This window comes from Klebsiella sp. 54, from assembly GCF_018223875.1.
In the GTDB taxonomy this organism is placed as follows: Bacteria; Pseudomonadota; Gammaproteobacteria; order Enterobacterales; family Enterobacteriaceae; genus Klebsiella; species Klebsiella quasipneumoniae.
Map to the genome: position 1 here is coordinate 1644460 of NZ_JAGRRA010000002.1, position 22301 is coordinate 1666760.

General features: G+C 60.9%; 20 protein-coding genes and 1 riboswitch. Of the genes, 12 read left to right on the forward strand and 8 right to left on the reverse strand.

Features of this window, described 5'->3' with window-relative positions:
* Positions 1–68 precede the first annotated feature (68 nt).
* Entirely contained in the window at positions 69–1319 is a 1251-nt protein-coding gene (locus KHQ24_RS09610) for a sensor domain-containing diguanylate cyclase (RefSeq protein ID WP_004202549.1), read from the reverse strand.
* 385 nt (positions 1320–1704) lie between these two features.
* Here KHQ24_RS09610 and KHQ24_RS09615 point away from each other — a divergent pair, with 385 nt between their 5' ends.
* The 3 genes from KHQ24_RS09615 (at position 1705) to KHQ24_RS09625 (ending at position 5057) form a co-directional block, all read left to right on the forward strand.
* The gene (locus tag KHQ24_RS09615) at positions 1705–2757 is read left to right on the forward strand and encodes a LacI family DNA-binding transcriptional regulator (protein WP_228294897.1); all 1053 of its coding nucleotides are present in this window, start codon (positions 1705–1707) and stop codon (positions 2755–2757) included.
* Positions 2758–2947: 190 nt separating this feature from the next.
* Positions 2948–3871 carry a TIM barrel protein gene (locus KHQ24_RS09620; protein WP_049003889.1) on the forward strand — a complete coding sequence of 308 codons (924 nt, stop codon included), beginning with the start codon at positions 2948–2950 and terminating at the stop codon, positions 3869–3871.
* A gap of 13 nt (positions 3872–3884) precedes the next feature.
* A complete protein-coding gene (locus tag KHQ24_RS09625; protein WP_211774174.1) occupies positions 3885–5057 on the forward strand; it encodes a Gfo/Idh/MocA family protein in 1173 nt (390 codons plus the stop codon).
* A gap of 36 nt (positions 5058–5093) precedes the next feature.
* On the opposite strand, the gene KHQ24_RS09630 is transcribed toward KHQ24_RS09625, so the two are convergent.
* From KHQ24_RS09630 to KHQ24_RS09640, 3 genes are all read right to left on the reverse strand, one after another.
* Entirely contained in the window at positions 5094–6200 is a 1107-nt protein-coding gene (locus KHQ24_RS09630; RefSeq protein ID WP_004202562.1) for a DUF4056 domain-containing protein, read from the reverse strand.
* A gap of 65 nt (positions 6201–6265) precedes the next feature.
* Positions 6266–7210: a lipoprotein gene (locus KHQ24_RS09635; protein WP_004202566.1), complete on the reverse strand. Its 945-nt coding sequence runs from the start codon at positions 7208–7210 to the stop codon at positions 6266–6268.
* Positions 7211–7228: 18 nt separating this feature from the next.
* Positions 7229–8350 carry a BamA/TamA family outer membrane protein gene (locus KHQ24_RS09640; RefSeq protein WP_048294896.1) on the reverse strand — a complete coding sequence of 374 codons (1122 nt, stop codon included), beginning with the start codon at positions 8348–8350 and terminating at the stop codon, positions 7229–7231.
* A 220-nt stretch (positions 8351–8570) separates the two neighbouring features.
* Positions 8571–8672, forward strand: a riboswitch (TPP riboswitch).
* Positions 8673–8740: 68 nt separating this feature from the next.
* On the opposite strand from KHQ24_RS09640, the gene tenA reads away from it, so the two are divergent.
* The 7 genes from tenA (at position 8741) to KHQ24_RS09675 (ending at position 16145) form a co-directional block, all read left to right on the forward strand.
* Positions 8741–9436, forward strand: coding sequence for a thiaminase II (gene tenA, locus KHQ24_RS09645; RefSeq protein ID WP_023318323.1), 696 nt, complete (start codon positions 8741–8743; stop codon positions 9434–9436).
* Positions 9433–10161, forward strand: a complete 729-nt coding sequence (locus KHQ24_RS09650; RefSeq protein WP_004202571.1) for an ABC transporter ATP-binding protein — start codon at positions 9433–9435, stop codon at positions 10159–10161. The genes tenA and KHQ24_RS09650 overlap by 4 nt, the downstream gene beginning before the upstream one ends.
* The gene (locus KHQ24_RS09655) at positions 10158–10898 is read left to right on the forward strand and encodes an ABC transporter permease (RefSeq protein ID WP_094311948.1); all 741 of its coding nucleotides are present in this window, start codon (positions 10158–10160) and stop codon (positions 10896–10898) included. The genes KHQ24_RS09650 and KHQ24_RS09655 overlap by 4 nt, the downstream gene beginning before the upstream one ends.
* A 24-nt stretch (positions 10899–10922) precedes the next feature.
* Positions 10923–11858 carry an ABC transporter substrate-binding protein gene (locus KHQ24_RS09660; protein ID WP_064149990.1) on the forward strand — a complete coding sequence of 312 codons (936 nt, stop codon included), beginning with the start codon at positions 10923–10925 and terminating at the stop codon, positions 11856–11858.
* Between the two features lie 306 nt (positions 11859–12164).
* Positions 12165–13550, forward strand: coding sequence for a diaminobutyrate--2-oxoglutarate transaminase (locus KHQ24_RS09665; RefSeq protein WP_008804788.1), 1386 nt, complete (start codon positions 12165–12167; stop codon positions 13548–13550).
* Between the two features lie 9 nt (positions 13551–13559).
* Positions 13560–15041 carry a pyridoxal phosphate-dependent decarboxylase family protein gene (locus tag KHQ24_RS09670; RefSeq protein ID WP_025999270.1) on the forward strand — a complete coding sequence of 494 codons (1482 nt, stop codon included), beginning with the start codon at positions 13560–13562 and terminating at the stop codon, positions 15039–15041.
* A gap of 210 nt (positions 15042–15251) precedes the next feature.
* Positions 15252–16145, forward strand: a complete 894-nt coding sequence (locus KHQ24_RS09675) for a LysR substrate-binding domain-containing protein (protein ID WP_048294900.1) — start codon at positions 15252–15254, stop codon at positions 16143–16145.
* Between the two features lie 233 nt (positions 16146–16378).
* On the opposite strand, the gene KHQ24_RS09680 is transcribed toward KHQ24_RS09675, so the two are convergent.
* From KHQ24_RS09680 to KHQ24_RS09695, 4 genes are all read right to left on the reverse strand, one after another.
* Positions 16379–17569 carry a cytochrome c biogenesis protein/redoxin gene (locus KHQ24_RS09680; RefSeq protein WP_211777247.1) on the reverse strand — a complete coding sequence of 397 codons (1191 nt, stop codon included), beginning with the start codon at positions 17567–17569 and terminating at the stop codon, positions 16379–16381.
* A 102-nt stretch (positions 17570–17671) separates the two neighbouring features.
* Positions 17672–19015 (reverse strand): ATP-binding protein, encoded by a 1344-nt coding sequence (locus tag KHQ24_RS09685; protein WP_023318328.1) that lies wholly within the window; start codon positions 19013–19015, stop codon positions 17672–17674.
* Complete coding sequence (locus tag KHQ24_RS09690) at positions 19012–19752, reverse strand: response regulator (protein ID WP_049092217.1); 741 nt, start codon at positions 19750–19752, stop codon at positions 19012–19014. The genes KHQ24_RS09685 and KHQ24_RS09690 overlap by 4 nt, the downstream gene beginning before the upstream one ends.
* A gap of 86 nt (positions 19753–19838) precedes the next feature.
* The gene (locus KHQ24_RS09695; protein WP_049116421.1) at positions 19839–20831 is read right to left on the reverse strand and encodes an alpha/beta fold hydrolase; all 993 of its coding nucleotides are present in this window, start codon (positions 20829–20831) and stop codon (positions 19839–19841) included.
* Between the two features lie 242 nt (positions 20832–21073).
* Here KHQ24_RS09695 and KHQ24_RS09700 point away from each other — a divergent pair, with 242 nt between their 5' ends.
* Both KHQ24_RS09700 and pqqA read left to right on the forward strand, forming a co-directional pair.
* The gene (locus tag KHQ24_RS09700; RefSeq protein ID WP_208527517.1) at positions 21074–22093 is read left to right on the forward strand and encodes a dipeptidase; all 1020 of its coding nucleotides are present in this window, start codon (positions 21074–21076) and stop codon (positions 22091–22093) included.
* A 136-nt stretch (positions 22094–22229) separates the two neighbouring features.
* The gene (gene pqqA / locus KHQ24_RS09705; protein ID WP_002905689.1) at positions 22230–22301 is read left to right on the forward strand and encodes a pyrroloquinoline quinone precursor peptide PqqA; all 72 of its coding nucleotides are present in this window, start codon (positions 22230–22232) and stop codon (positions 22299–22301) included.

Consider the following 22301-nt stretch of genomic DNA (forward strand, 5'->3'; position numbering starts at 1 on the left):
GGCAGGACTCCCCTGAGTATAGCCGGCGAGTCTGCCTGCGCATCAGACGGCGATAAATAGCGCCACCTCTATTCTGACCGCCCGGAATGGGCCGCTACGTTTTCCGACGGCAAGCGCGTTACCCGGTTGCGTCCGTCATTTTTCGCCGCATACAGCGCTTTATCGACGCGGTAAAACAGCTGATCAATCGCTTCGCCATCATGATGCTCGGCAACGCCAATGCTGACGGTGACCGACAGCGTCTGATATTCGCTGATCGCCTGACGGATAGCCTCCGCCACCATCAGCGCGCGGGCGATCGGCGAATGAGGCAAAAAGAGCAGAAACTCCTCGCCTCCCCAGCGATATATCTTATCTTCGCGGTCCACCGAGGTTTCCAGAATGCGGGAGATCACCAACAGGACTTCATCGCCTTTTTGATGACCGTGAATATCATTAATACTTTTGAAATGATCGATATCGATTAGCAGCAGACAAAAACCATGGCCGATAAACGACGGCGCATCGACGAGCCGGTAAAATTCGCGGCGATTGAGCAGTCCGGTTAAGGGATCGTGGGCGGCGGAAAATTCCAGCTCTTTTTTCAGAAGCACTTCTTCGGTGATATCGTGAATGATGCATAACATCAGCCGAATATTATATAGCACCACCGGCCCGGCATAGGTTTGAACATGGCGCAGCGAGCCGTCAGCCAGAATATGAGTAAAATTAAGCGGCTTATGCCCGCCGGGCATATTGGCAATGTTATTCATAATAGGGATCACATCCCGGCCCAGGGTATTAATTTGCCAGGTATGTTTATTGCGCATTTCCTCATCGGAATAATGATAAAAGCGCAGTGCGGCAATATTGGCATCGACAATCAGGCCCTCTTTCTGAGGATCGATCAACAGCATTGGCGCGGTATTGGTCATAAAAAAACGGGCAAAAAAACCATTGTTACGCCGCTGGTAGCGGCGGGAGCCGGTATGAATCGACTGATTTTGCGCGAGCAGCTTCACCGCTTCAAATAACAGTAAGGGGCCGCAGTCCTCGGTCTCGACCAGGGTGGTTTTACAATATACCGACTGCAACCCTTTGGCGGTCTGCAGCGTCCAGACTTCAAATATCTCAGTCATCGCGTCGAGATAGCGCAGATAATGCTGCAGCTGCGTTTCCGGGCAGGTGGAATAGATACCGTTGCGCATCTCATTCAGCGACATATCGCCGCTCAGCGTCCGGGAAGCCTGATTGGCATAGACCACACACTCTGTAAAAGGATGGACTACCCAGATCGGCGTGCTTAATACATCAAAAACAGCCAGCTCTTTTAATAACATACAGGCCCCAAACCGACCCACTCCCGGCGCGGAACGGCACATTATTCAGTGCAGCCCTGACGCTGGCATAAAGTGATAGCAAAAAGTCATCGAGTAAACGTCATTACGCGCGTGCGCGGCAAGTATAGTCGGTTACAGGCCCAGCGACGCCCATCCGGAGCGACTTTGCGCACGGTTTAACCGACAAAGACGACACTGCCTTTATTATTAATTTTATTTCAATAGCATAGCAGCAATGCCAGAACAGGTAGTCGCTTTTGATCACAGACTGTGTATACCCGTCACACTTTACGCGGCAGGAGCGCAGGCTTGTCCTGTGGCACGCAGATTGTCGCTGTTCTGCGCAGGGTTACCGTGATAGTTTCTATCATAACGCTCATTTTTAATGGTCATCACAGTGATAAAATCCACCAGCAAAATCACGCTTTCCGACATTGCGCGTGAAGCTAACGTCGGCGTGGCCACCGTCGACCGGGTACTCAACAAGCGCGCGGCGGTGAAGGAATCGACCGCGTACCGCGTGCTGGAGGCCGCCCGGCGGCTGGGGTTTACGCTCGAACAGCCGCACTATCGCCTGGCCGCCGGCAAAGCGCCGGTTACCGTCAGAATGGGCTTTATTCTGCTGCAGGAGACCCACTCCTTCTACCTGCCGCTGGCAAGGGCGCTGGCAAGAGAGGCCGCGCCGTGGCTACCGGCAGGCGAGACACCGGCGATCCTGCATTTTGCCATTGATGCGGTGGAAGCAATGGCCCAGGCCATTCACCGGCTCAGCGATGAGGTGGAGGTGCTCGGCCTGGTGGCGCTGGATCACCCGCTGATTCGCCATGCGGTGGGCCGGGCCGCCGCCCGCGGCGTTCGCGTATTCACCCTACTTTCAGATCTGTCGGTTCCCCAGCGCAGCGGCTATATCGGCCTCGATAACCAAAAAGCCGGGCGCACCGCCGCCTGGTTTATCGACCGCCTATGCCGTGGCGAAGGCGAAATAGCCATTATCATTGGCGATAATCGTTTTACCTGTCAGGAAAGCTGTGAGATCAGCTTCCGCTCCTGCCTGCGCGAGCAGGGTAAAGGGCAGCAGATCCTCGAGCCGGTTCGCAGCCACGAACGGGCGGATGTCGCCAGAAGCGTGACGGAAAAGCTGCTCAGCCAGTACCCGGCCCTGCAGGCGATCTATGCTCCCTGCGGCGGCGTCGAAGGGATTGTCGGGGCGCTGCGCGACAGCGGCCGCCAGCAGGCCGTCACCCTGGTCTGCCATGGCCCGCTAAGCGGCAGTGAACTGGCGCTGATCGACGGCACCATCGATGTCATTCTCAACCACCGGCTGGATGACCTGGCCGCCGCCACCCTGCGCGCCATGACGGAAGCCGTTTCGCGGCCGCCCAGCGACGTGATTTCGCACCCTCAGCCTTTCGATATCATCACCAAAGAAAATATGTAAACGCTCGCCCCGTCGCCAACGGGACTGCCTCACGCCTGAACCACGCCTCGCCTCATTTTGATAAATAACTATCAAAAACAACCTCAATATAAATCATGATGGCCATCATAAAATCATCATTCCAATATTGTTGGCTATGAAATTTTCATTCAATACTCTGCGGCATACCCTGTGAAAAAAGGAAGCCGACATGACACATCCTATCGCCAACGCCCCCTGCAGCTGGGGTGTGGATGACCCGAAAAACCCTGACCTTCCCGCCTGGGCTACCGTGCTGAAGGAGGCGGCGCAGGCCGGGTATCGCAGCATCGAGCTCGGCCCGTGGGGCTACCTGCCCACCGACCCGTCCAGCCTGCGCGCGGCGCTGGACCAGCATCAGCTGTCGCTGGTCGCCGGGACGATCTTTGACGATCTGGTGAGCGAGGCCCATTACCCCACTCTGGAGGCGCTGACCCATCAAATATGCCGCAATCTGTCTCAGGTTCCGGCCGCCGAACCTATCCCGGGGCACCCTTTCCAGCCGCCCTATCTGGTGATTATCGACTTCGGCAACCCCGAGCGGGCGCGATTTGCCGGACGCAGCGCGCTGGCTCCGCGCCTCAATGACCAGGACTGGCAGCGGATGATGGCGCACATTACCGCCCTCAGCACCCTCGCCTGGCGGGAGTACGGTGTGCGGGCGGTTATTCATCCCCACGCCGGGGGCTGCATCGAATTTGCCGATGAAATCGAGCGGCTGGCCAACGATATCCCGCACGACGTGGCGGGGTTGTGTCTGGATACCGGGCATCTCTACTACGCCGGAATGGATCCGCTCACCTGGCTGGATCGCTATTACGCGCGGCTCGACTATCTGCACTTCAAGGATGTGGATCCGCAGGTTTACCAGCGCGCCATCGCCGAAGGCATCGACTTTTTCACCGCCTGCGCCGAAGGGGTGATGTGCCCGCTCGGCAGCGGCGCCATTGACTACCCGGCCATTAACGATTTCCTTGCCCGCCGCGGCTATCAGGGCTGGATAACCATTGAACAAGAGCGTGATCCGCGCCATGCCGCAGGCAGCCTGCAGGCGGTCACGGAGAGCCTGCGCTATCTGCGCGACGTTGGATTCTGACAGGAGACACCCCATGATTAACGGTTTAAGACCTCTCGATCGCACCCTGCGCTGGGGCATGGTCGGCGGCGGCGGCGGCAGCCAGATCGGCTATATTCACCGCTCTGCCGCCCTGCGCGATAACACCTTTGCGCTGCTGGCAGGCGCCTTTGATATTGATGCCGAACGCGGGCGCCAGTTCGGCCAACAGCTGGGGGTGGATCCCGATCGCTGTTACGCCGACTACCAGAGTCTGTTTCGCGACGAGGCTGCCCGCCCGGACGGTATTCAGGCCGTGTCGATTGCCACGCCGAATAACACCCATTATGCCATCTGCCGGGCGGCGCTGGAGGCCGGGCTGCACGTGGTGTGCGAAAAGCCGCTGTGCTTCAGCAGCGAAGAGGCGGACGACCTGGTGGCCCTCAGCCAACGGCAGCACAAAATCATCGGCGTGACCTACGGCTATGCCGGTCATCAGCTTATCCTCCAGGCCCGGCAGATGATCGCCGACGGACTGCTGGGCGACATCCGTATCGTCAATATGCAGTTTGCTCATGGCTTCCACGCCCAGCCGGTGGAGCAGGAAAACGCCAGTACCCGCTGGCGGGTCGATCCCCGCTTCGTCGGCCCCAGCTATGTGCTGGGGGATTTAGCCACCCACCCGCTGTTTCTGGTCGAAACCATGGCCCCGCAGCTGAAGATCGCCCGGCTGATGTGCGCCAGACAAAGCTTCGTCAAAAGCCGCGCGCCGCTGGAGGATAACGCGCAGGTGCTGATGGAGTATGACAACGGTGCCATCGGCTCGCTGTGGAGCTCCGCCGTTAACTGCGGCTCCATGCACGGGCAAAAGGTGCGCATCGTGGGAGAAAAGGCCAGTCTCGAATGGTGGGATGAACAGCCCAACCAGCTGCGTTACGAGGTGCAGGGCGAACCAGCGCGCATTCTGGAGCGCGGCATGGATTATCTTGATCCGCTGGCGCGTCAGGATGATCGCATCGGCGGTGGTCACCCGGAGGGGCTGTTCGAGGCCTGGTCGAATCTCTATCGCCGCTTCGCCATCGCTATGGACGCTGCGGACCGGCGCGACGAAGCGCTGCTGGCCGACTTCTGGTATCCGGACGCCCGCGCCGGGGCGTTCGGCGTCCGCTGGGTGGAAAACTGCGTGCGCTCGGCCGACAACGGCGCCTGCTGGGTCGACTTCCGCTAACTCGCCGGCTCAGGGCCTCGCCCTGAGCCTTCCACGCTACTTTTCAATGCGCGCCAGCTGGGTTTTATCGGCCTCGCGGGCGCGATCGGCCAGCCCCTGAAACGCTGCGGCGCCATAGTATTGCTCGGGCGCCGGCAGAGCCTGCATATCGTGCCCCGGGTAGATCTGCAGCTCGCCGAGGTCGCGCAAGCGGAATCCCGCCACCTGCGACGGCATGGTCAGGCGATATGGCGGCATGGTTTCGAAAGGGACCGGCGTCGGCAGCCGGTTTTCCTGCAGGTCGTAATTACGCTTCAGCACCAGAAACTTATCCGGCACCCGTCGGCGACTGTTCCACCAGTCGCCATCGATCCGCTGGAACATCGCTTCCGTCTCCCCTCGCGTGGCCACCATCAGCCGGGTCAGCGCCTTTTTCAGCGCCGCCTCCATGGCCTGATTATACGCTTCCACTGACCCGCCATGGCCGCTAAGGATGACGTTAATCGCCAGCCTGGCGCCCAGTAAATTGGAATAGAGATCTTCCGGCGAAAACGCGGAGATCTCCTCAGAAAACCCCGGCACCGACTGGAAGCCATACCACTGGGCGATCTCATGCCACTGGGCGATTTCGAAGGCCAGATGCCCGGCGAGCCAGGCCGCCAGCTGATAGCGCTGCCTGACGCCCGGCGGCGGCGTAAAGGCATTGAGCTGAACGCGGCGCACCCCCAGCTCTTCGCTGTAGAATATGCGCCCCGCCTGGCCCAGCGTCGGCGAAATGCGATTGAACAGATAAAAGGTGTAATCCGCCGTGTCGCGCACATGGGCAATATCGATAAACCCGCCGCGACGGGTATAAATAAGCCCGTTTTGCTCCTCGCTCAGTCCCAGCAGATTTTTCACCGCCCCGAGCGCGCTGTCGTTGTAATGGTGCTTGCCCAGAGAATCCAGAGTCAGCACGTTACCAATCTGGTACACCGGGATGGGGATGCCCACCGCCCGCACGTGCAGGTCGTAACCAAAGGCGCAGCATGGCCGCAGCGATTCCGGCGGCGACAGCTCGCCCAGGGTGGGCACCGGATGGATCGCCGTCACCGCGGGCAATACCGGGTCCTGCGCCAGCGCCGGCAGCGCCAGCGCGAATAACAGCCATAAGGCTTTACGCATCAACAGCCTCTCCACAGCAACAAAAGAACGCGCATCTTACCGGCAGACGGCGCCTGCAGGTTTAGTTAAAAGCGGTATTCACCGGAGACAAAGAAGCTATTGCGGTCGTTAAAACCGAATTCAGTCAGCACGTTAAAGTTTTTGGTGACTTCATACTGGGCTCCAATCAGCATATTCCACGGCGAGGTCAGCTTTTGCTTAACGTCGAATTTGCCCTCGCCGTCTTTATTGACCGCGGCAATTAGGGGCTGCAGCTCTGGCGGCATGTGCAGGTCGGCGAGATCGCCCTTAAACTCCTGCTGCACGTCCTGATACATGCTGCCGACCCACAGGCTGAGATGGGACGGCCCGTCGATCCCCTGAAAACTGAAGCGGTAGCCGACGCGCGGCGAGACGGTGACCGCCGAAATGCTGCCGTCGAGGATATCGAAGTCGGTGCGGGTGTAGTTAGTATCCACTAACCCAAACCAGTTGCCGTAGCCGCCGGCGAGCGTAAAGCCGGTCCCCCAGGTGGTGCCTTTAAAATCAAGCGTAAAATCAATATTCTGCAGCTTTCCGCTTTGATAAAGCTGATGAACCGCGCCGGCGATGACCCGGTCCAGACCGCGAAACTGCGACGGATCTGAATCCACTGAGACCTGGGAGACGGACGACCCGCGGGTATGCCCCACCAGTCCGTATACGTTGAGGAACGGAAAGACCCACATATCAAGGCGCAGGTTTTCGGTTTTGCTCTTCTCGCGGGTGTGCCCGGCATCGATGGCAAACATATCGCTGGGAATGGGATGATTGCCGAGCTTAAGCCCGGAAAAGGTAATACTGTCGACCATGATATCCTGTCGGATATTCATATAGCTCAGGTTGACGCCGTAAGGTAACGGAATGGAATATCCCCTGGCGCGAGCCTCCTCGCCCCAGATCGGAAAATAGCTGTCGCTCTCGTCCGGCTCCGCAGCCGACGTGCCCCAGGCCGCTAACAGCAGCGTTAACACCGCGCCGGATGATCTCATTTTTGTTCTCATGTGTAGTTATAAACCCGAACCGACATTGAAATAGACCGCCTGTTCATGCTCGCTGAACGCCACGTCAATCCCGGTACGTAAACCGTACTGTCGCGCGATCAGGTATCGAAAACCGGCCCCCCATGCCACCTCTGACTCTTCCCATAGCGTATCCGCCGCGTCAGCGGCGCTCCCGGCGCCAACGAATCCCTGCAGGATCCAGCGCGGAGTAACCGCCCAGGCCAGCTGGGTTTGCGCCGTGGCCACGTAGTCGCCCTGATAGCGGTAGCGCGAAATCCCGCGCAACGCGATATAAGGACGCGCCATCGGCATCAGATGCTTATCATGGTGGGTTAAGGACTGATAATTGCCCGCGACCGCCAGGGTCAGCGTCTGGCTGAGCGGAATAAACACCTTTCCGTCCAGCGAAAAAGTGTTGTAGTGATAATCGCCCCCGAGCAGCGAACGGAAAAACCGATATTCACCCTTCAGCGCTAACCCACTCTGAGGATAGAAAATATTATCGGTAGTGTCATATTCCGCCACCACCCCCAGCGCCGAAGAGGTGCTGTTTTGCCCGAGCACCTGCTGCCACACCCGGTTGAGCCGTGGATTATCGGTAGAGACATCCGCCCGGGCATACACCTGGGAGGCCCCGAGGAACACCGGCGTGTCGCCCAGGCGAAACAGCAGCTTTTGCAGCGCGGCGACGCCTTTGGTCTGCGTCTGCACCGGTTTAGCATGGCTGAAGTCGCCGGTGTCGCCGGAATAGATATCCAGATTGACGTTAGCGTAGCCGGCGCCCGCCAGGTAACGAATGCGATCATGCTGCCAGGTGTGACGATGACCGCCGCCAATAAACCAGGTGCCATTCTGCGTGGCGGCCCCGCCAAAAGCGGTGAGCGGCGGAGGAATAAACTGCCCGCCCTCCCGGCTACCTTTGCCGTGTAAAAACAGGCCAAACAGTCCGCCACCATAGCCGATGGCCGGCTCGGTTATCGCCAGCGGCACCGGCAGAAAACCGTAACGGTTTTCCGCCAGATACTGACTCATGTCGAGCATGCCATCTTCCGCATCGAACAGATCGGCGGCATCGCCAGGCGGGCACAACAGGAACAGAAGCGCCAGCGTGGACAGTGGGAATTTCATGCTCACTCCAGGGCGTTGGGGCGCGCACGACACGCGTGGCGAACAGGATTATTACAACGGAATAAGGAAAATATAACGTAACCGGAGAACCCTCACCAACGCGCAGTGGCCTGTTTTTTTGGTATTTTTGGACAAAAAAGAGCTGGCCGTCACAGAAAGCCGCCTTCGCTCCGCCGGACGGCGCGATGATTGTATTCATAAGGTGAATGTCGTATAACATAGCGCTACCGAGGGGTGTCCCGTGAGGGCTGAGATGGCGCAAGCCGAACCCTTTGAACCTGATCTGGGTCATGCCAGCGAAGGGACGGGTCGGCAATTTTGCCAGCATTACCGCCATTGCCTGTTCACACCCCTGCACGCCCGGATCTCCCCTGCACAACTGGAGGTCCTGTGATTGTTCCCGCGTTTAGCCAAGGTCTTTATGGCCGTTTACGCCAGCTGGCCGCCGCTGACTGGCAGCACTATGTGGCGCACCCTTTCGTCCGGCAGCTCGCCGAAGGCACCCTTGCTGAAAGCGCATTTCGTCGCTATCTCACCCAGGATTATCTGTTTCTAATCCATTTCGCCCGCAGCTACGCGCTGCTGGTGAGTAAACTGCGCACGCTGCCGGAGATGCGCGCCGCGGCCGCCTCCATGAACGCCATTCTTAACGAAGTGCCGCTGCACGTCGGCTACTGTGCCCAGTGGGGCATTAGCGAACCGGAGATGGCCGCCCAGCCCGAAGCGCCGGAAACCATCAACTATACCCGCTACGTGCTGGATATCGGCCATTCAGGCGACGCGCTGGATCTGCTGGTCGCTCTGATGCCCTGCGTAGCGGGTTACGCCGAAATCGGTCTGGGCCTGCTGCATCACCCCACCACCCGACTGGACGATAACCCCTACGCCTCGTGGATCCGCAACTACGGCGATGAAGGCTATCTGCAGGGCGTCAGCGCCGCGCTGGCGCTGCTGGAGACCGTGTGGCAACAGCGTGGAAGCGAGTCCCGAATCACTGAACTGAGCGACATCTTCACCACCGCCACCCGCCTTGAGGCGCAGTTCTGGCAGATGGGGCTCAACGCCGCGGTGGAGTCCCGGGCGTGACGGCGCCAGGTATCGAGGTCCGCAATCTGAGCCTCCATTTCGGCGACCGCCGCCTGTTCGACAATCTGTCGCTGACGGTCCCCGGCGGCCAGTGGGTGTCGCTGCTCGGCGCCAGCGGGGCCGGAAAAACCAGCCTGCTGCGGGTCATGGCCGGCCTGGCCCCCGCCACCTGCGGGGAAGTGGTCGCCAGCGACGGCAAGCCGATACCCGGCCGCCTGGCGTGGATGGGGCAGAAAGATCTGCTTTATCCCTGGCTGAGCGTTCGGGAGAACGTCGCCCTCGGCGCGCGGCTGCGCGGTGAGAAAGTGGATCACGCCCGGGTCGCCACCCTGCTGGAACAGGTGGAGCTCGCCTCGTGCGCCGACGCCCGGCCGGCGACGCTCTCCGGCGGGATGCGTCAGCGCGCCGCGCTGGCCCGCACCCTGTATGAGGACCGGCCCATCGTGCTAATGGATGAGCCTTTCTCGGCGCTGGACACCCTCACCCGCACGCGCATTCAGACCCTCGCGGCCACTCTGCTGGCGGGGCGGACGGTGGTGCTGATCACCCACGATCCGCTGGAAGCCTGCCGGCTGAGCCACCGTCTGCTGGTCCTCTCGGCCACCGACGGGGAGATCGACGACAGCCATCACCTCACCGGCGCGCCTCCGCGCGCGCCGGACGCGCCCGAGCTGTTGAACGCCCAGGCGGCGCTGCTGCAGCAGTTGATGAGGGCCCACTCATGAGCGAACGTCTCTGGCGCGGCGCCATGGTGTTCTGCGGACTGATGCTTCTCTGGGGGCTGGCCAGCCGCAGCGGCATTCCGCGCTTTCTTTTACCCTCCCCGACGGCGGTCGCCGAGGCGCTGTGGGTCAATCGCGCCTATCTCGGCTGGCACACGCTGATTACCCTCAGCGAGATCCTCAGCGGCCTGGCGCTGGGGGTGGCGCTCGGCGTCACGCTGGCGCTGGGCATGATCCTCTCCCCGCGCCTGCAGCGCTGGCTGATGCCGCTGGTGCTCACCAGCCAGGCGATCCCGGTCTTTGCCCTCGCCCCGCTGCTGGTGCTGTGGCTGGGGTTTGGCATGAGCGCCAAAGTGGCGATGGCGGTGCTGGTGATTTTCTTTCCCGTCACTTCCGCCTTCTTTGACGGCTTGCGACGGGTCAACCACGACTATCTCGATCTGGCGCGCAGCATGAACGCCTCCTTTGGCGCTCAGCTACAGCATGTCCGCCTGATGGCCGCCCTGCCGGCGCTGGGCTCGGGCCTGCGCATGGCGGCGGCGGTGGCCCCCATCGGCGCCATTATCGGCGAATGGGTCGGCTCCGCCGAGGGACTGGGCTACGTCATGCTCAATGCCAACGCGCGGCTGCAAACCGATATCTGCTTCGCCGCGCTGTTTATTTTAGTGCTGCTGACCCTCTTCCTGTGGCTGGCGGTAGACACCCTGCTGCACCGGCTGATCGACTGGTCGCCGGAATAATCATGAAGTAATAAAGGAAAACAGATGAAAACGTCGCTTTTCGCCGGGGCAACCCTGACGGCGCTGCTCAGCGGTCACGCGCTGGCCAATGAACCGCTCACCCTGGTGCTGGACTGGTATATTAACCCCGACCATGCGCCGATTATGGTGGCCGAGCAGATCGGCGCCTTTAAGGCCCAGGGTCTGGACGTCAAGATTGTCCCTCCGTCGGATCCGGCGCTGCCGCCCCGTATGGTGGCCGCCCGTCAGGCAGACCTGGCCATCACCTACCAGCCGCAGGTGCACTTCTTCGCTGACGAAGGGTTACCGCTGGTGCGCGTTGGCACCCTGATCAACTCGCCGCTGAATACGGTGATCGCCCTCGATAAGCAGATCAAAACCCCGGCGGATCTGCAAGGCAGGAAGGTGGGTTACTCGGTCAGCGGCATTGAGCAGGCCACCCTGGCGACCATGGCGCAGCATTCGGGGATCGATCCGGCCAGTATCAAGCTGATCAACGTCAATTTTCAGCTGACCAGCGCTCTGCTGGCGGGCCAGGTGGACGCGGTCATCGGCGGCTATCGTAATATAGAAGCGCAGGAGCTGAAGCTGCAGGGCAAAGCTCCAGTGGTGATGAACGTTGAGGATTATGGCGTACCGGCCTATGACGAGCTGGTGATTGTCGCCCACCGCGACGCGATTCATGAGGCGAAAATCCGTAAATTCCTCACCGCCCTGCAGGCCGGGGTCAGCTATCTGCGCGCCCATCCGCAGGAGAGCTGGGAGGCGTTCGCTGCCGCCCACCCGGAGCTGAAGACCGAGCTTAACCATCAGGCGTGGCTGCAAACCGTGCCGCTGTTCGCCACCGATCCGGCGGCGCTGGATAAAGCGCGCTATGACACTTACGAACAGTTTTTATATAACAATAAGTTGGTGAAAAAAGTTACACCTTTAACAAATTATGCGGTTGAGCTGCATTGACTCTTGCTATCGCTGACGGAAGGCTTTCCGTCAGCGCTTTAACGCAGCGGCAATAAAAATATAGAGACTTTCTCACTAATAATTACACTTTAAAGGGTTATCGTTACCTTGGGTTGTTTTATTATAATTCAGCAGGTTATGTTAATTTTTACCCCGGTAAGAATAGCGTCAAAATAACGCAATCAATAAAACGTTGAATGCGGATTTAAAAAGCCATATATTGTGCGCGCTTTATGAATGCCAATTCAATTCCTTACACCAATTATTCAACCAGCGTTCAACCGCAATGCTGGTTGTGGGAGTGATATGATGACGGATAAAGTCCGTATTGATACTTTACGTGCTGATTTATTAGACGCAAACAACGAAACCTTTTTGGCCCGTCAGGCCGAATTTGAATCGAATGTCAGGAGTTACCCGCGTAAGTTACCGCTGGCTATCACTAAAGCTGAAGGCGTGTGGCTGACGGATGCGGATAACAAACAGTACCTGGACTGCCTCGCCGGCGCCGGTACTCTCGCTCTGGGCCACAACCACCCTGATGTATTGCAGAGCATCCAAAGTGTCATTACCAGCGGCTTGCCGTTACATACTCTCGATCTGACTACCCCGTTAAAAGATCGTTTCTCCGAATACCTGCTCTCTTGCCTGCCGGGCGAAGGGAAAGAGTATTGCCTGCAGTTCACCGGTCCTTCCGGGGCTGACGCCGTGGAAGCCGCGCTGAAACTGGCGAAAAAATACACTGGCCGTACGGCGGTGATCAGCTTCTCCGGCGGCTATCACGGGATGACCCATGGCGCGCTGTCCGTCACTGGCAACCTGTCGCCGAAAGCGGCGGTCAACGGCATGATGCCGGAAGTCCAGTTCATGCCTTACCCGCACCTGTATCGTTGCCCGCTGGGCATCGGCGGCGAAGCCGGCGTGAAAGCCCTGACCTACTACTTCGAAAACCTGATCAACGACGTGGAGAGCGGCGTCCGTAAACCGGCGGCGGTTATTCTCGAAGCCGTTCAGGGCGAAGGCGGCGTGAACCCGGCGCCGGTTGAGTGGCTGCAGCGCATCCGCAAAGTGACCGAAGAGCATGGCATTCTGCTGATCGTCGATGAAGTACAGGCTGGCTTTGCCCGTACCGGTAAATTCTTCGCCTTCGAGCACGCCGGTATCCAGCCGGACATCATCGTGATGTCGAAAGCGGTTGGCGGCGGTCTGCCGCTCGCGGTGCTGGGCATCAAAAAACAGTTCGACGCCTGGGAACCGGGTCACCACACCGGCACCTTCCGCGGCAACCAGCTGGCGATGGCTACCGGCCTGACCACCCTGCGTCATCTGCGCGACAACAAGATTGCTGACAAAGTCGCTGCCCAGGGCGAGTGGCTGAAAGGCAAACTGGCGGAGCTGCAGAAGCGCTACCCGGTAATCGGCCACGTTCGCGGTCTCGGTCTGATGATCGGTATCGAAATCGTCAAGCCGAACGAAGCGCAGGATCACATGGGTTGCTACCCGGCTGACGGCGAACTCTCTGCCCTGCTGCAGAAGAAATGCTTTGAAGCGGGCCTGATTCTGGAGCGCGGTGGCCGCCACGGCTGCGTGCTGCGCCTGCTGCCGTCCCTGCTGATCAGCAACGCGGAACTGGATGTGTTCCTCGACAAATTTGAACAGGCCCTGCTGGCCGCCGGCGTAAAACCGGTCTGAGTGGAGTAAGTGACCACCATGTCCACATTGAATCCGATTCTTGCTGGTTCGGCGCAGAGCGTTGAGGCCTATCAGCAGGTTATCGAGCAGACCAGCCAGGCCGTTGTGCAGTGGCTGAAGCAACCTGAGATGTATCAGGGGAAAAGCGTTGACGAACTGCGTGAGCGTATCTCCCTTGAGTTTAACGAACAGGGTTTGGGTAACCAGGCGGCGATTGACCGTGCGATCGAGTACTTCCTGAAAGACAGCCTGTCGGTGCACCACCCGCAGTGCGTGGCGCACCTGCACTGCCCGAGCCTGGTGATTAGCCAGGCGGCGGAAGTACTGATCAACGCCACCAACCAGAGCATGGACTCCTGGGACCAGAGCCCGTCGGCGACCATCATTGAGATGAAGCTGATCGAGTGGCTGCGCGCCCGGGTCGGCTATCCGGCAGGCGATGCAGGCGTCTTCACCAGCGGCGGCACCCAGAGCAACCTGATGGGGCTGATGTTGGCGCGCGACGCCTTCTTTGCCCGTCAGGGACACTCCATCCAGCAGGATGGGTTGCCGGGGGATATCCGCAAGTACAAAGTACTGTGCTCCGAAAACGCCCACTTCTCGGTGCAGAAGAACATGGCGCTGATGGGGCTCGGCTACCGCTCGGTCACGCTGGTGAAAACCGACGAATTCGCACGGATGGACGTGGCCGATCTGCAGGCGAAGATTGCGCAAGCGCAGGCTAACGGCGAGCAGATCATGGCGATCGTCGCCACCGCCGGGACCACCGACGCGGGGGCTATCGACCCGCTGCGCGACATCGCCGGTATCGCCGCGGAGCATCAGATCTGGCTGCACGTTGACGCAGCATGGGGCGGCGCGCTGCTGCTGTCTGAGCAGTATCGCGACTATCTTGACGGTCTGGAGCTGGTGGATTCCGTTACTCTGGACTTCCACAAGCAGTTCTTCCAGACCATCAGCTGCGGTGCCTTCCTGCTGAAGGATGCCCGCCATTACGAGCTGATGCGTTATCAGGCGGCCTATCTGAACTCCGAGTTCGATGAAGAACACGGCGTGCCGAACCTGGTGTCCAAATCGCTGCAGACCACCCGCCGCTTCGATGCGCTGAAGCTGTGGATGGGCCTCGAAGCGCTGGGCCAGAAGCAGTATGCGGCGATCATCGATCACGGCGTCACCATGGCGAAAAACGTCGCGGAGTACGTGAAGTCTCAGCCGACGCTGGAGCTGGTGATGCAGCCGCAGCTGGCGAGCGTGCTGTTCCGTTCCCGTCCGGCGCAGATGGCGCAGAGCGACGCGGCGGCAATTGCCCTGCTCAACCAGCGCGTCGGCGACGCCCTGCTGGCTTCCGGCCGCGCTAACGTCGGCGTGACCGAGCACAACGGCGTTACCTGCCTGAAGCTAACCCTGCTGAACCCGGTGGTGACGCTGGATGATGTGAAGGTCCTGCTGAGCCTGGTGGAGCGCACCGCTCAGGAGCTGCTGGCGCAATAATCTGCCTGAGCGAGGCGGCGCCTGTCGCCCCGCTCAGCGGCCAGCCCAGCCTGCACTAAGCCGATAAGTTCTCTTATCGGCTTTTTTTATGCCTGCCTGCGCTACCGACGCGCTTCTACGCTTCTCGCCGTAGGTCCGTTGACGCCTGCCCGCCGAGATGCCACAGTATGGTCCCGATAATGGCAATCGCCAGAATCTAACGTCCCGGTAATAAGGATGATAATGGAGAAACGCTTACCCGGCCTCGATCTCGACGCCCTGCGCAGCTTTGTGACCGGCATGGAGTGCGGCAGCTTCGCCCTGGCGGCGCAGCGTCTGGCGCGCTCCACCTCCGCCGTCAGCGCCCAGCTTAAAAAGCTGGAGGGCCAGTGCGGCGCCGCGCTGGTGGTTAAGCAGGGGCGGCACCTGGCGCTGACCGCGGAAGGCGAAAAGTTAATGAGCTACGCCAGACGGCTGCTGGCGCTCAATGATGAAACCCTGCGCGCGCTGCAGGGCGAGCGGCTCACCGGCGAAATTCACCTTGGCATGCAGGAAGATTTTGGCGAATCGCTGATGCCGGGGATCCTTGGGCAGTTTACCCGCCACCATCCGCAGGTGCGGATAGTCGCGAGGGTGGATCGCAATGGCCCGCTGCGCCAGGCGCTGGCGGAGGAGACGCTGGATCTGGCGCTGCTGTGGCAAACCGAAGATCAGGGTCCGGGGCTGGGCCGCTGTTCGCTGGCGTGGATTGCGCATCCTGACTTTGACGTTCGCGCGCTGCTGGCGTCCGGCGAGCCGCTGCCGCTGGTGATGTTCGACAGCCCGTGCCTGATGCGTTCCCGCGCCATTGCCTGTCTCGATGCCGCTGGGATCCCCTGGCAGGTGGTGTTCGTCAGCCACAGCCTGAGCGGCATCTGGGCGGCGGTGCAGGCTGGCCTGGGGCTGACGGTTCGCACCCGCATCGGCATGCCCGGCAATCTGCGCCCCGCCGGCGGACTGCTGCCATCCCCTGGCAGTCTGGCCGTCAGTCTGCAACAAACCCCGCGTCAGGAACCCCATTCCGCCGCGGTCGCGCTGCTCGGCAAACTGATGACCGAGGCCCTACAGGAGTGGGTTGAAAGGTGACAGTGTCACGTAAATTTCCCTCACCCTAGCCCTCTCCCGGAGGGAGAGGGAACCGTTCGGCAGTCACCGGCAATGGATATTTTGCGCCGTTCCCGCTTCGATGCCCGGTGGCGGCTGCGCCTTACCGGGCCTACACGCGGCTCCGTAACCCCGTAGGCCGGGCAAGCGCAGCGCCGCCCGGCATCAGGTATAAGGCCTGGAGGGATCCATCCGCCAGAGGCCTGCGCCGCGGGTCAGGCTTTGCTCTCCTGCAACAGCTGCTGGATCACCTGCTCCTGGCGGGCATAATCCCCTTCGCCGAAGGCGGTATAGCGAAGCTGCCCGCGAGCGTCGAAAATGTAATGCGCCGGCCAGTATTGATTGCCGAAGGCGTTCCAGATGCTGTACTCATTATCCGCCACCACCGGGTAGGTTATTCGCCACTCCTTCACCGCCTGGCGCAGCAGCGGCAGCGAACGCTCCCAGGGATATTCAGGAGTATGCACGCCAATCACCACCAGCCCGGCCGCGCGGTATTTGTTCGCCCAGTCGCGCACGTAAGGCAGGGTATGCTGGCAGTTGATGCACTCCCGGGTCCAGAAATCCACCAGCACCACTTTGCCCTTCAGACGCTCCGGGGTTAACGCCGGGCTATTGAGCCATGCGCTGCCCCCCACCAGCGAAGGCATGGCGCTGCTGGGCTCGGGCATAGCGATCGGTTGCAGAACCGTTTTCTGCGTCGGCTGCGGCAGACGGGCGGCCAGCCGCTGCTCCAGCGTCTGACTCCACCCTCCCGCGCTTTGCAAATAGCGGTCGCCGCCGCTGGCGATCAGCGCCACCGAGGCCAGCATCGCCACCCCCGCCAGCCGGCGCAGCCGTTCGCCGAACGCCAGCCCGCGACGCAGACGGGCAATCAACGCCGCGCCGCACCACCCGAGCAGGAATAACATCACCGCCCCGCCGCTGCCGTAGGCCAGCAGCAACCCGCCGGTGGTCGCCTGGCCCGGATGCACAAAGCCCAGGCTCAGTATCGCCCCCAGTACCGGCCCGGCGCACGGCGCCCACAGCAGCCCCACCGCCAGCCCGGCCAGCAACGAACCGATCCAGCCGCGCTGGCGTGAGCTGGCGTCGTTAAGCTGATTCCCCAGCGCCACCAGCGGTGAGGTCAGCCGCTGTGCGATGCGCTGCGAAAGCAGACTCAGCCCGACAAGGGCGAAGAACGCCAGCGCCAGGCCGCGCCCAACCAGAGTCAGATTGACCACCCAGCCGCTGGCGACCGTCACCAGCCACGAGACAGCGCCGAACATCAGCGCCATTCCCGCCAGCATGATCGCCAGCTGCCCCCGGTGGCCCCGGACGCTGGCGAACAGCAGCGGGATCACCGGCAGCGTACAGGGGCTCAGCAGGGTTAACATCCCGCCGAAAAATGCAATTAATATCGACATCGCCTTCTCCTCATTGTGTCGTCGCTGCCGGGAGTGGCAGCCACGACATTACGGCAAGGAGATGTAGGGCGGATGTGTCAGGAAAGCGGGAGAATTGTCGGCTTAGTTTTCCAACTGCGCCGGAGATACAGCAGGATACAATCCCTGCGCGGCGAGACGCACGCTGGCGTCCAGGCCGCCCTGCGGGCGGTTGGACAGGCGCAGCGTGCCGTTCATCTGGCTGACCAGCTGCGCGGCGATCGCCAGTCCCAGACCGGTGCCGCCGGTATCGCGATTGCGCGAGTCCTCCAGGCGAAAAAAGGGCTGCAGCACCGCCTGCAGCGACGCCTCAGGGATCCCCGGCCCCTCATCCAGCACATGGATAGTGATATCCCCGGCGGCGTCGCGGGTCAGGGTTACCGTTACCGTGGCGCCGAATTTCAGCCCGTTATCGATAAGGTTAGTCATCACCCGGCGCAGGGCCTGCGGTGGGATCCACACCACCCCGGCGCTCTCCTCGGGGCAAAACCGCACCGGCCGGCCAACGTCGGCATAATCGCAGGCGATACTGTCGAGAAAGGCGTCAAGGTTCAGCCGCTGGCGCGCCTCCGCCAGCGGCTGCGAGGTGCGGGCGAAGGCGATACCTTCGCGCACCAGGCGGGTCATATTGTCGAGATCCTGCAGCAGTTTGTCGCGCAGTTCCGGCTGATCGGCCATCTCCACCCGCAGCTTCATCCGGGTGATCGGCGTTTGCAGATCGTGGGAGATGGCGGCGAGGATCCGCGCCCGCTCCTGCAGATGATCGTGGATGCGGGTCTGCATCGCATTAAACGCGCGGGCGGCACGGCGCACCTCCTCCGGCCCCTGCTCGGCCATGGTTCCCGCCGTGTCGCTGGCCGGCTCAAGCGCATTCACCGCATGGGTAAAACGGGTGATGGGCAGCAGTACCTGGCGAACCGCGTACCAGGCGCAGGCCAGCAGGAGGACAAACTGAGCGATCAGCACCACCGGTAGCCAGCGGGCGATGGGCGGTAGCTTCGGCCACAGGTCGAGGGTCAAGGGGGCGCCATCGTGGAGGGTGATATGGGCCTGGATATGCTGACGCGGACCAGGGATCGCCACAATACTCACCGGATATTGCGCGCTCAGCGCCTCCTGCAGGGAGCGCGCCGCGTCCCGGGCGCGCCAGCTGTCCGGGTAGTCGCCGCGTTCGCCGGCGTCCAGCTGATAGCGGTAGTTGCCGCGCGCCAGCTTCGGCAGCCATTGCGGGCGTTCAGCGGGCGGCAGACGGTCGAGGATCGCCACGCTGGTGGCGACATCAGACGCCAGATTGCCCAGCATCACACTGCGGGCGCTGCTCATTCGCTCATAAAACAGCAGCGACAGGGTTAAGGTGTTCGCCAGCAGCAGCGCCAGAAACAGCAGCGCCATCAGCCTCGACTGCAGCGAGACGGGCCAGAACCTCATTCATGCCTCTCGCGGATGGAGACCGGGACCGACAGCACATAGCCTTCGCTACGCACCGTCTTAATATAGGCCGGCTCCCGGGCATCCTCCCGCAGGCGCTGACGCAGTCGGCTCACCAGCAGGTCGATTGACCGTTCGAACAGTTCGGCGTCGCGTCCCTGGGTCAGATTAAGCAGCTGATCGCGGTTCAGCACCCGCTGGGGATGGTCGAGAAACACCCGCAGCAGTCGATACTCCGCCCCGCTGAGGGCGACAATCGCCCCGCTGTCGTCCAGCAGATGGCGGGCGGCGGTATCGAGCAGCCAGTCGCCAAAGGCGATCAGCCTGCCCGCCTCGGTGATCTGCAGGTTGGGCGGCAGCGCCCGGGTGCGGCGTAAAATGGCCTTGATGCGCGCCAGCAGTTCGCGGGCCACAAAGGGTTTAATCAGATAATCGTCAGCCCCCATTTCCAGGCCGAGGATCCGGTCGCTGTCGTCGGTGCGGGCGGTGAGCATCAGCACCGGAATATCCTGCTGCGGGTTAGCGCGCAGCTGGCGGCAGAGCGTTAAGCCATCCTCGCCCGGCATCATGATATCCAGCACAATCAGGTCAATTTGATGATTTTTGAGCACCGACCACATGGCTTTGCCGTTCGCCGCGCCGCTGGCGCGATATCCCGATTTTTCCAGATAGTCGACAATCAGTTCCCGGATGTCGCGGTCGTCATCGACGACCAGGATGTGGTCAACACGCTCCAAAGGCTGCTCCTGCGGCAAAATAAACTCTTCACAAGCATAAGCCGTGTTGCCGGAAGCGCAACGTCGCGCCGCCGGCAAGTCGCGGGTTACAACCGATCGGCGTCCACCACCGCCTGCACAAACGCCGTCGGATCCTCCTGCGGCGGGTTATGGCCCACCGCCCCCGGCAGATCCCGGTGCTCATATTTACCGGTAAATTTGGCCCGGTAGCTGGCCGGAGCCGGATGCGGCGCGCCGTTATTCGCCCCTTCCAGAGTGATGGTGGGCACGGTTATCGGCGGCAGCGCCGCCAGCCGTTGTTCATAGCCGGCATACTTCGCTTCCCCCTTCTCCAGCCCCAGGCGCCAGCGGTAGTTGCTGATGGTGATCGCCACGTGGTCCGGGTTATCCAGCGCCTGGGCGGTTTTGGCAAAGGTCGCGTCGCTGAATTGCCACTGCGGAGACGCCTGATGCCAGATAAATTTCGCAAAGTCGTGGGTGTTCTGCCGGTAACCGGCTTCGCCGCGCGGGGTGGCAAAATAGAACTGATACCACCACGACAGTTCCGCCTGCGGCGGCAGCGGTTTTTCGCCAATCTGCTGACTGCTGATCAGATACCCGCTCACCGAGACCAGGGATTTCACCCGCTGCGGCCACAGCGCGGCGACGATATCCGCCGTGCGCGCCCCCCAGTCAAAGCCGGCCAGATCTGCCTGCCTGATGTTCAGGGCGTCCATCAAATGGACAATATCGGCCGCCATCGCCGACGGCTGACCATTACGCGGCGTTTTCGCCGACAGGAAACGGGTGGCGCCGTAGCCGCGCAGATACGGCACAATCACCCGGTAACCCTTCTGCGCTAAAGCCGGCGCCACCTGGGCATAGCTCTGAATATCGTAGGGCCAGCCGTGCAGCAGAATCACCGGCTGGCCGTCCCGCGGACCGATATCCACGTAGCCAATATTCAGATCGCCAGCGTGGATCTGGTGGATTTTGTCGAACGCCCCCGCGTCTTCAGCGGCGCAAACGGCGGCGGACCACAGGGTGGATAACCCCAGCGCCGCGGCGCTGGCATACCGGATCAGGGATAATCTGTTCATCGCTTTCTCACCTTTTATCTTCATCAAGAGAGTACGTGACCAGTTAAGCGGAAATTTGTATCCGCCATGTGCCCGACCGGGGCCATTTTTATCTCTTAATGTCAGAGACCCGCCGCGGGATACAGTGTGATACACCGTTCACGTTAGCAATTGTTGCGGGCTTGTGAATTTCTGCTTGCCCCCGGGCATAAATCCGTTACCGTGTCAGCCATTTTTACCACCTGATAACCCAGGAGCCCGCTATGGCGATTTTTGATGGTCACAATGACCTGCTGCTGAATCTCTGGCTTCACCATCGCGAGGATCCGGTGACCGCCTTCTTTGCCGGGATAGAGAACGGCCACCTCGATTATCCGCGTATTCTCCAGGGCGGTCTGGCCGGCGGCCTGTTCGCCCTCTTTGTGCCGCCGCAGGAGTACATCTCCCGTATGGCGCCGCAGTACGCCAGCCAGGCGTGGGATCCCTTAACGATCCTCTGGCAGCAGCTGGCTATTCTCAAGGCGATTTGCGCCCATGACGCCAGCCGCGCGCGGCTGTGCCTGAGCGCGGCGGATATCGAACGCTGTCGTCAGGATAAGGCGCTGGCGATGGTGGCGCACATCGAAGGCGCCGGCGGGTTCGACGCCCAAGGCGACGATCTGCAGGCCTTTTATCGCGCCGGGGTGCGCAGCATCGGTCCGTTCTGGAATATCGCTAATCGCTTCGGCTGCGGGGTCACCGGCGCCTTTCCCGGCAGCCCGGACAGCGGGCCGGGTCTTACCGGCGAGGGCATCGCGCTCATCGCCCAGGCCAACGCCCTGAAGATGCAGATCGATGTTTCGCACATGAATGAACAGGCTTTTTGGGATACCGCCCACCATTCCACCGCCCCGCTGGTGGCCACCCACTCCAATGCCCACGCCCTGTGCCCGCAGCCGCGCAACCTGACCGATCGGCAACTGCGGGCGATCCGCGACAGCGGCGGCGTAGTGGGCGTCAATTTCGGCAACGCCTTCCTGCGCGCCGACGGACGGCGCGATAGCGACACGCCCATCGCCACCATCGTCCGGCATATCGACTATCTTATTAACATAATGGGTGAGGATCATGTGGCCCTCGGTTCGGATTTTGACGGCGTCACCCTGCCGGACGCGCTGGGGGATGTGGCCGGCTTACCGCTGCTAATCAATGCTTTGCGTGACAGCGGCTATGATCAATTGGTGCTGGATAAGCTGCTGTGGCGTAACTGGCTGCGGGTATTAAAACATGTTTGGCAACAATAGGTTATATTGTAAACATAAAGTTAAATCCTTACAGATTCCGGGTTGATCTCTCACCCGGTGAAGCGCAATATGCGGCGGCCGTCACAGATCCTGCATTATCCGTGAGGCCTGTCGTTATTTTTAAGAGGAACAAAACATGTGGAAGAAACCTGCTTTTATCGATTTACGTCTCGGTCTGGAAGTGACGCTGTACATTTCTAACCGCTAA